This window comes from Marinobacter sp. (assembly GCF_033722195.1).
In the GTDB taxonomy this organism is placed as follows: domain Bacteria; phylum Pseudomonadota; class Gammaproteobacteria; order Pseudomonadales; family Oleiphilaceae; genus Marinobacter.
The window spans coordinates 1-2,299 of sequence record NZ_JAWVZL010000194.1 but is presented as its reverse complement, the minus strand read 5'-3'; the positions used below and the strand labels follow the sequence as shown (position 1 = coordinate 2,299).

The following is a 2,299-nucleotide window of genomic DNA, read 5'->3' as shown; positions in this document are numbered from 1 at the left end:
CAAGACCGAGGCTTTCTACCAGGCGGCGTTACCCTACGGCGAATCCGCGGCCCGTGCTCTGGTGGAGTACCACGTCAACAACGGCGGTATTTCCCGGTATGCCAAGTTTGAGCGTTTCCTGACGACCATTCTTGGTCAGGCGACCCCCAACCCGTCGGAACTGGAGGCGTTGCTGGCTCGTTACGCCCGTCTTGTGAAGGAAGGGCTGGCCGGCTGTGAGGTGGCTGAGGGCCTGACCGAGCTGCGCGAGCTCATGGCGGACAGCACCTGGCTGGTGGTGTCCGGCGGCGACCAGGCCGAATTGCGAACCCTGTTCCGGGATCGTGGGCTGGACGGGCTGTTTGATGGCGGCATCTTTGGCAGCCCCGATACCAAGGACGAGATCCTGGCCCGTGAGCTGGACTCCGGTCGAATCCGGCAGCCAGCGGTGTTTCTCGGTGACAGTCAATACGACTTCGAGGCGGCCCAGCGGGCCGGCCTGGACTTTTTCTTCCTCAGTGCGTGGAGCGAATCGGCCTACCACTTTAACGGTGCCGACCGGAAACTGGCGGCGATCCGCGACCTGGTGAGTGAAGGGCGAGAGCCAGCCTCCTAAGGCGGCGTAGGCCTCTGACGGAGGTCGGCCAGCCCGGCCAGGCCGTCTACATGCACGACACCCAGCTGCGCGGGGATGAACGCGAATCCCGCAGCCAGGGCCATCGCCAGCCGATGATGGCCCTTGCGTCCGAAATACGGCGCTCCGTCTGGGCCGATGTGCACCAGGGTGCCGCCTTCCTCGCGAAAGTTTCCCTTGATCAGAGCCTCTCTTGGACTGAGTCCGCCGGCGGCCACCACCGTCTGGTAGAGCCGGTCCAGGTGCTGATAGCGCTGTTTAATGTCGTCCAGGGTGCGCATCCGGTCGACCTTGCCGTGTTCACGGATGCTGGCCATCATCTGGTCGTAGATGCCGGTTTGTTCCCAGCTAACCCCGTCCCGCCAATGCTGGATACAGGCCCGGATGGTCTGTAACCCCTCGATGGGCACCACCTTGTCTGCCGGCCAGCTGTGAATGATGCGCGCGCTTTGCTTGGAGTTCCCGGCCTTGACGGCGTACTGCAGTTGCTCCAGCGGAACCCACAGCCGCTCGGCGAATCGCGGTGCCTCGTTGCCATACTGACGGCAATTGGCACCGTCGATTCGGCGCGCCCGGAGGCGACTGTTCCAGTTACGCCGCCATTGCTGGAGGCGGCCTTTCTCGGTAATGCTCATTCCGCTTCATATCCGTCTGCTTCAATCTGGCGCCTAACCTCTCCTGGCGAGTCGATACCGGTCACCTGACCGACTCTGTGCCCGGGCTGCTCTCAAGAAAGGCGGCCACCACCACATCGCTGCGGAAGGGCGCCAGCCAGTCGGGCTTGACCTCAATGGGAAGCTGGGCGAGCACCCGGCTCAGTCCGTCGGCCAGGCCGTCCGCCGTGCGTGGGGTCAGGAAGGCTTCCAGGTCGCCGCGGAAGACATCGCGCACGCCGCCCCGGCTGTCCACCGACAGGATCGGCGTGCCACAGGCCAGGGCCTCCGTCAGCACGATGCCCAGGCCTTCGTACTCCGAGGCCAGGACAAACAGGTCCGCCTGCTTCATCCAGGGATAGGGATTGCTGCGCAGGCCGGCGAAGATCACCCGCTCGCTGAGCCCCAGCGCTGCAACCTTGGCCTCCAGGCTGGCGCGCAGGGGGCCGTCGCCGACGATGACCAGCTTCTGGGAGGGCTGGGCCTTGGCGTAGGCCTCCAGCAGCAGTTCGTGCCCTTTTTGAGGCACCAGGCGGGCCACGTTGAGCAGGTAGGGCGTATCGGGAATGTCCGGATCGTTTTCCCCGGCGAGTTTGCGAATCTGATCGATCGGGCAGGGGTTGGTGATCACCCGCAGACTGGCCGGTTCGATCCCGCCCTGGGCAAAGGCTGCCTGCGCGGATTCCTGTACGCCGGAGGAGACGCAGACCAGGTGACGGTTGTGGAACACCAGTTTCCACTCCAGCTTTTTCTGCCACAGGGGACGGTCGTAGTGGATGACGTTCTCGAGCACATACCTATTGCGCCCATCCCGGAACGACCAGAAGTACTTGAAGGTGCCCAGGCCGCGAAAAATGATGCGGTCGAAGCGGCCATGCTGTTGTTCCAGTCGCTGGATCCGCCGTTTCAGCAACCAGCCGTTGAGCCAGCCCACCCACATAAAATGGGACTTCGGCAGGATCACGCCCAGCAACAGCCGGGACAGCAGGAACACCGGAATGCCGATCACCGATTTCAGCAGGGCCCGCAGTTG

General features: G+C 63.9%; 3 protein-coding genes. 1 reads left to right on the top strand and 2 read right to left on the bottom strand.

Annotation, left to right across the window (positions count from 1 at the left end; all coding sequences use genetic code 11):
• A partial coding sequence (locus tag R3280_RS16725) for an HAD family hydrolase (protein WP_318999742.1) occupies window positions 1-595 on the top strand: 595 nt, incomplete at its 5' end.
• Here the strand turns inward: R3280_RS16725 and R3280_RS16720 are convergent.
• Window positions 592-1,248, bottom strand: coding sequence for a hypothetical protein (locus R3280_RS16720; protein ID WP_318999741.1), 657 nt, complete (start codon window positions 1,246-1,248; stop codon window positions 592-594). The genes R3280_RS16725 and R3280_RS16720 overlap by 4 nt on opposite strands.
• 61 nt (window positions 1,249-1,309) lie before the next feature.
• Window positions 1,310-2,299, bottom strand: a 990-nt coding sequence (locus R3280_RS16715; protein WP_318999740.1) for a glycosyltransferase, incomplete at its 5' end; no start/stop codon positions are given.